At 66.9% G+C, this 6806-nt stretch carries 5 protein-coding genes and 2 pseudogenes; 2 read left to right on the plus strand and 5 right to left on the minus strand.

The genetic code is table 11. The annotated features are described in order from the left end of the window. From AC04L7_RS09980 to rpmH, 5 genes and pseudogenes are all read right to left on the minus strand, one after another. Positions 1–360 (minus strand): annotated as a pseudogene (locus AC04L7_RS09980) (energy transducer TonB); the annotation flags it as partial. Between the two features lie 231 nt (positions 361–591). Beyond that, the gene (mnmE, locus tag AC04L7_RS09985) at positions 592–1932 is read right to left on the minus strand and encodes a tRNA uridine-5-carboxymethylaminomethyl(34) synthesis GTPase MnmE (protein ID WP_436000890.1); all 1341 of its coding nucleotides are present in this window, start codon (positions 1930–1932) and stop codon (positions 592–594) included. Between the two features lie 87 nt (positions 1933–2019). Then, positions 2020–3720, minus strand: coding sequence for a membrane protein insertase YidC (gene yidC / locus AC04L7_RS09990; protein ID WP_436000892.1), 1701 nt, complete (start codon positions 3718–3720; stop codon positions 2020–2022). Positions 3721–3733: 13 nt separating this feature from the next. Next, entirely contained in the window at positions 3734–4174 is a 441-nt protein-coding gene (gene rnpA / locus AC04L7_RS09995; RefSeq protein ID WP_296278715.1) for a ribonuclease P protein component, read from the minus strand. An 87-nt stretch (positions 4175–4261) separates the two neighbouring features. Beyond that, entirely contained in the window at positions 4262–4402 is a 141-nt protein-coding gene (rpmH, locus tag AC04L7_RS10000) for a 50S ribosomal protein L34 (RefSeq protein ID WP_027083663.1), read from the minus strand. Between the two features lie 269 nt (positions 4403–4671). Here rpmH and dnaA point away from each other — a divergent pair, with 269 nt between their 5' ends. After that, entirely contained in the window at positions 4672–5997 is a 1326-nt protein-coding gene (dnaA, locus tag AC04L7_RS10005; RefSeq protein WP_299345230.1) for a chromosomal replication initiator protein DnaA, read from the plus strand. 431 nt (positions 5998–6428) lie between these two features. Next, a pseudogene (locus AC04L7_RS10010) lies at positions 6429–6806 on the plus strand (DNA polymerase III subunit beta); the annotation flags it as partial.

Raw genomic sequence — 6806 nt, forward strand, 5'->3', positions numbered from 1 at the left:
GCTCTGCTCGGCGGCGATCAGCGTGTACGGCATCAGGTCGGTCAGCGCACTCGTCACGCCCGGATCGTTCGGCAGCTTGTCGCGCAACGCCAGGTAGTACTCCATGGCGTTGTCGCCGCCGGGCGCATAGATGCGGTTCTCGCGCAGCGCCTTGGTGGCGGCGTCGCGCAGTGCGTCGGCGTCCATCGCCTGGACCTGCGCGGACACCGCCGGCGGCGGCGGCGTCGCGGGGACGGCCGCCGCACCCGGCGTGGCGGCGGGCTTGGCCGCTTCGTCCTGCTTGGAACACGCCGCCAGGGCGGCAATGAGCATCAGCGGCGCGACATAGCGCAGGCGGCCGGTGGTCTGGATCAAGGACATCGTTTCAATTCCCCCAAGTACATTCTTATGGTGTCGGCACGTCCGGGGCGCCCTCGGGAGGCGCGGGACCGGGTGTCGCGAATCAGCACGGGCCCGCCATCCACCCGACCTTCCGGCCGGGAACAGCGCGATGCCTTCCGGGTACCCCTACCCGGACGCCAGAGTACGTCGGCACCTCGGGCACGACACTTGATGTTCGTCACACTTTTGGTGGACTAGGCGGCTTGAGCGTCATTTCCCGATGCAGAACGTCGAGAAGACATGGCCCAGCATGTCATCCGCGCTGAGGCGACCGGTGATCTCGCCCAGCGCATCGTGGGCAAGTCGCAGTTCCTCGGCGGCCAGTTCAAGGTGCTCGTGTGCCAGATGCTCCGCCGCCAGCGCCGCGTGGGCCGCGGCGCGCCGCAGGGCATCGACGTGGCGAGCACGCGCGGAAAATTCGCCGTCGCCCCCCTCGCTGGCCGGCCCGGCGGCAAGCGCGCGGAGGCGGTCGTGCAGACGGTCGAGATTCGTGCCCTGCGCAACGGACACGTACACATGATCGCCGTCTTCTGCGGGCACGTCGGCGAGCAGGTCGGCCTTGTTGTGGATCCACAGCACCGTGCCCACGTCCTGGAGGCTGTCGGCGATCGCCGCCCGACCGGCGTCGGGATCGCGCGCATCGACAACTGCCAGCGCCACGTCGGCGCGGCCGAGTTCCAGCCGGGCCCGGCGCATGCCTTCGCGCTCGATCGCATCGCCACCCTCGCGCAGGCCGGCGGTGTCCACCAGATGGAGTTCCAGCCCATCCAGGCGGACGGTTTCGCGCAGGGTATCGCGGGTGGTGCCGGCAACATCGGTGACGATGGCGCGGTCGCTGCCGGCCAGCGCATTCAACAGCGAACTCTTGCCCGCGTTCGGTGGACCGACGATCACCGCATGCACGCCATCGCGCAGCTTGCGCCCGCGTTCAGCGTCGACGAGCAAGGCCTCCAGCCGCCGTCGCGCATCCAGCAGGCGCTCGCGTACCTGCTGGCCGCCCAGCGTCTCGATGGATTCGTCGGCGAAGTCGATCGCCGCTTCGACATGCACGCGCAGCGCCAGCAGCGACTGGCCGATGTCACCCACGCGTTCGGAGAACACGCCGTCAAGCGAGCGCCGGGCGGCGCGGGCCGCGCGCGCGTCGGCGGCGGCGATGAGGTCGGCGATCGCTTCCGCCTGGGCGAGGTCGAACTTGTGGTTGAGGAACGCGCGTTCGGAAAACTCGCCGGGCCGCGCCGGCCGGGCGCCGAGCGCGCAGGCCCGGGCAACGAGCTGCTGCAGTACGACCGGGCTGCCGTGCGCCTGCAGTTCCACGACATCCTCGCCGGTGAAGCTTGCCGGACCGGGAAACGACAGCGCGATGCCGTCGTCCAGCGTGCCGCCATCGGCATCACGGAAGTGGACGTGGCAGGCGCGGCGCGGCGACAGCGCGCGTACGCAGATCGTCGCCGCGATCGCCTGCGCCGCCGGCCCCGACAGCCGAACGATGCCGACGCCGCCCGCTCCCGGCGGCGTGGCGATCGCGACGATGGTGTCCTGCGCTGGCGTCATGGTGCGGGTTCGTGGAAGCGCTTCAAGGGTAGCGGAAACACGAAGCCCGCCGGAGGGCGGGCTTCGTGGCACGGCGAGCGGTGCGGCTTACTTCGCGGTCGCGGCCTTCGGCGGCGTCGCCGATTCGCCATGGCGCTTGGTCATCCACCACTGCTGCAGCAGGCCCAGCGCGCCGTTGGTCACCCAGTACAGCACCAGGCCCGACGGGAAGAGCGCCATCATCACGCCGAACACCAGCGGCATGAACTGCATCATCTTCTGCTGCATCGGATCCATGCCCGGCGCCGGCGTCAGCTTCTGCGTCAACCACATCACCAGCATGTTGAGTACCGGCAGGATGAAGTACGGATCGCGCGCGGTGAGGTCCTGGATCCACGCGAACCACGGCGCCTGGCGCAGTTCGACGGTTTCCACCAGCACCCAGTACAGCGCCAGGAACACCGGCATCTGCACGAGGATCGGCAGGCAGCCGCCCATCGGGTTGATCTTCTCCTTCTTGTACAGCTCCATCATGGCGACCTGGAACTTCTGCTTGTCGTCGCCGTAGCGCTCCTTCAGCTGCTGGATGCGCGGCTGGAACTTGCGCATCTTGGCGAAGCTCTTGTACTGCGCAGCGGACAGCGGATACAGCGCCAGCTTCACCAGGATCACCAGGCCGATGATCGACCAGCCCCAGTTGCCGATGAAGCCGTGGAGGAAGTTCAGCACCCAGAACAGGCCCTGCCCCAGCATCGCCAGGATCGCGAACTGGCTGTAGTCCACCACCCGGTCGATGCCGGGCGCGTTGATCGCATGGATCTTGTCGACCAGCTTCGGACCCACCCAGAGGCGTGCGGTGGTGGTGGCCTGCTGGCCGGGACTGACGTTGACGCCCGGACCCATCTCGCGGATCAGCGCGCGCGTGCCGTTGTCTGGGTTGTCGAGCGAGATGGTGGTGGTGTCGTCGGCCTGCGGAATCCACGCACTGAAGAAGTGGTGTTGAGGAATGGCGATCCACCCACCCTTCACCTGCGCATTGACGCGGCCGTCTTCCAGGTAGTCCTCGTTGAACTTGCGGCGCTGGTAGCTACCGTCCCACCACGTGGCGCCGTTGAAGCTGAAGGACTCGGGATTGGTCATGCCGCTCTTGACCTGCGGCGGCGTGCGCAGCAGCTGCCGATAGACCATGCCCTGCCATGTACCGGTGCCGGCATTGACTACCTGGTCGCGGACTTCGATCTCGTAGCTGGCGCGCTTGAAGGTGTAGGTACGGCGGATGGTCACGCCGTCCGATCCCTGCCARATGAAGGGCACGCTGACACTGTCCGCGCCCTGCGCCAGCGCCACGTCGCGCGCGCCCTGTTCGGGGACGAACGCGTGGTGGTCAGGCGCCTTGGAGCCGCTGCTGACCCAGCCGCTTTCCGCCGCGTAGAAATGCTGCGGGTCTTCGCTGAAGAGACGCACCGGGCCACTGCCCGGCGTCTTGCTCTGCGGGTAGTGCAGCAGGTCGGCCTGCAGCACGCTGCCGCCGTCCAGCACCAGGCTCAGTACGTCGGTCCTGACGGTGACGCGCGGTCCCGCCGCTCCTTTCGGAGCGCCCGTTGGCGCAGGCGCCGCGGCGGGCGCACTGGGGACGCTGCCCGACGCCGGCGCGCTCGCCGCTACCGGCGCGGGGACGGTACTGCCCGCCGGCGCGGTGGCCTGCGTGGCGACCGTCGGGGTCGCGGGCGCTGCCTTGTTCCATTCCAGCCACAACAGGGTCGCCACCATCAGCCAGGCGAAGATCAGGAATACACGGGTCTGGTTCATCAGGCAGGCAGTCTCAACCGGCGTCGGAAACCGGTTTGGTCGGAGAAGAAGGAGTGGGAGGCGGCGCAGGCGAATTCAAGCCCGGCGGCATTGTGCCGCCCGGTGCCGGTGCCGGCAATGCGCCGGCGCGCGCCAGCACGCGCTCGAAGGTCGCGCGCAGCAGCGAGGAATCGGCTTTCGCCGCGGGCGGACGGGCGACCACGACGTAGTCGCCATCCGGCAGCGAGGCGCGCAGGCGACGGAAGTGTTCGCGCAGCTGGCGCTTGATGCGGTTGCGGCCGACGGCACGGGTATCGACCTTGCGGGATACCGCCAGGCCCAGACGCGCGGGCACGTCGCCCGGCAGCCAGTGCAGGCTCATCAGCGGATCGGACGTGCGGCGGGCCTGGTCGAACACGCGCGCATAGTCGGCGCTTGCGCGTACCCGTGCGCTGCGCGGAAAAGCCGTGCTCATTTCAGCAAGAAGCCCGCTCGTGGACGGGCGGGCTCCTTTCGATACAGGGAACGCATGGATGCTGGCCGTCGTTAGACGGCCAAGCCATCAGGCGGTCAGGCGCTTGCGGCCCTTGGCACGGCGACGGGCCAGGATCTTGCGGCCATCGGCCGTGGCCATACGGGCACGGAAACCATGGTCGCGCTTGCGCTTGAGGTTGCTGGGTTGGTAAGTGCGCTTGGTGGCCATGGGGCCCTCGTGCGTGTTCGGGTGGAAAGAACCGGAAATTCTATAGGAACCGCCGGGTTACGGTCAACTCCCCGTGTGCTTTCGATGCGTGCGTCCTGCGCGGACCGTCGCCGCAGGCGGTTCCCCGCGTTCATCCACATCTTATACACAGGATCGTTGGCGGGTTCCGACGGGGGTGGTAGTCTGGCCGACCCCATGGATTCCGTCCCGCGCTGCCTCCGGCAATGCGGGATGGCGTGTTCGCCCCCACTCGCGAGTTGTTCCACCTGATGGATGCCTGGCCCCGTTGCCTCGAACGCCTGGAAGCCGAATTGCCGGCCGAGGATGTACACACCTGGCTGAAGCCCCTGCAGGCCGAGCAGCGCAGCAACGCGATGGTGCTGTACGCGCCGAATGCGTTCATCGTCGAACAGGTCCGCGAGCGCTACCTGGGTCGCATCCGCGAGCTGCTGGACTATTTCGCCGGCCACGACGACGTCTCGCTGGAAATCGGCTCGCGCAGCAGGGCACCGGAGACGGCCAGCGCGCCGACGGCAGGCACCGCGAGCACGGCCGCACCGGCCGAACCGTTCGCCGGCAACATGGACATGCATTACACCTTCGACAACTTCGTCGAGGGCCGCAGCAACCAGCTGGGCCGCGCCGCCGCGTGGCAGGCCGCGCAGAAGCCGGGCGACCGCGCCCACAACCCGCTGCTGCTGTACGGCGGCACCGGCCTGGGCAAGACCCACCTGATGTTCGCTGCCGGCAACGAGATGCGCCGGCAGAATCCGAATGCGCGCGTGCTGTACCTGCGCAGCGAACAGTTCTTCAGCGCCATGACCAAGGCGCTGATCGAAAAGTCGATGGACCAGTTCAAGCGTCGCTTCCAGCAGGTCGACGCACTGCTGATCGACGACATCCAGTTCTTCGCCGGCAAGGACCGCACGCAGGAAGAGTTCTTCCACACCTTCAACGCGCTGTTCGACGGCCGCCAGCAGATCATCCTGACCTGCGACCGCTACCCGCGCGAGGTGGAAGGCCTGGAACCGCGGCTGAAATCGCGCCTGGCCTGGGGGCTGAGCGTGGCGATCGACCCGCCGGATTTCGAGACGCGTGCGGCCATCGTGCTGGCCAAGGCGCACGAGCGCGGTGCGCAGATCCCGGACGACGTCGCGTTCCTGCTGGCCAAGAAGATGCGCAGCAACGTGCGCGACCTGGAAGGCGCCCTCAACACGCTGGCCGCCCGTGCCAACTTCACCGGCCGCGCGATCACCACCGAGTTCGCCCAGGAAACGCTGCGCGACCTGCTGCGCGCGCAGCAGCAGGCGATCAGCATCCCCAATATCCAGAAGACCGTGGCAGACTACTACGGTCTGCAAATCAAGGACCTGCTGTCCAAGCGGCGCACGCGTTCACTCGCGCGTCCACGACAGGTGGCGATGGCCTTGGCGAAGGAATTGACCGAACACAGCCTGCCTGAAATCGGCGATGCGTTCGCCGGCCGTGACCATACGACCGTGCTGCACGCCTGCCGCCAGATCCGCACCCTCATGGAAACGGATGGCAAGTTGCGGGAGGACTGGGACAAGCTGATCCGCAAGCTCAGCGAGTAGGCGGACCAGCCCTCGTCGTTGCAACGTGTGGAGATATCGGCAGGAGGATATGACCGCGAAGAGCCGGTACCGCTCTTCGCAAGCAGGCAGGACAGGCGGGGTTGTATCCGACGTGCCGGCTCCCATGGTGTCGCACGTCGTCTTCCTCGCCGTTGCGGTCACTGTAGGCAAGGCGATGGGGACGAGCAACGCATAACATCGTGGGCAAGTACGCTCACCTTCTGTGGATAAGATGTGCGTGGTTTCCGGGCGTAAAGTTGTCCACAGGTTTCACCATCGCCTGCAGGGCGCCTGTCCACTGGGTTGCAGGTGATAAAAAAACAATAGATTCATGGGGTTACGTAGGTTTTCCCGGGTTTCGGGCCCTACCACCACCACCAGCTTTTAAGCTTTTAGTCTTGAAAATCCAAAGCGAAGGGGCTCCCACACTCATGCGTTTCAGTCTGCAGCGCGAAGCTTTCCTCAAGCCGTTGGCCCAGGTGGTCAATGTGGTCGAACGCCGGCAGACGTTGCCGGTCCTGGCGAATTTCCTGGTGCAGGTACAGAACGGGCAGCTCTCGTTGACGGGTACCGACCTTGAGGTCGAGATGATTTCCCGCAGTGCGGTCGATGACGCGCAGGACGGTGAGACGACGATCCCCGCCCGCAAGCTGTTCGACATCGTTCGCGCACTGCCTGACGGCAGCAAGGTGACCGTCAGCCAGAGCGGCGACAAGGTCACCGTCCAGGCAGGCCGCAGCCGGTTCACTCTGGCGACGTTGCCGGCCAACGATTTCCCGTCCGTAGATGAGGTCGAAGCGACCGAACGC

It is taken from the genome of Pseudoxanthomonas sp. LjRoot204_2 (genome assembly GCF_056175765.1).

Excerpts from the sequence above, each read along its gene's own strand:
- mnmE (WP_436000890.1), bottom strand. The coding sequence starts at position 1,932 with ATGACGCCAGCGCAGGACACCATCGTCGCGATCGCCACGCCGCCGGGA.
- rnpA (WP_296278715.1), bottom strand. The coding sequence starts at position 4,174 with ATGAGCACGGCTTTTCCGCGCAGCGCACGGGTACGCGCAAGCGCCGAC.
- rpmH (WP_027083663.1), bottom strand. The coding sequence starts at position 4,402 with ATGGCCACCAAGCGCACTTACCAACCCAGCAACCTCAAGCGCAAGCGC.
- dnaA (WP_299345230.1), top strand. The coding sequence starts at position 4,672 with ATGGATGCCTGGCCCCGTTGCCTCGAACGCCTGGAAGCCGAATTGCCG.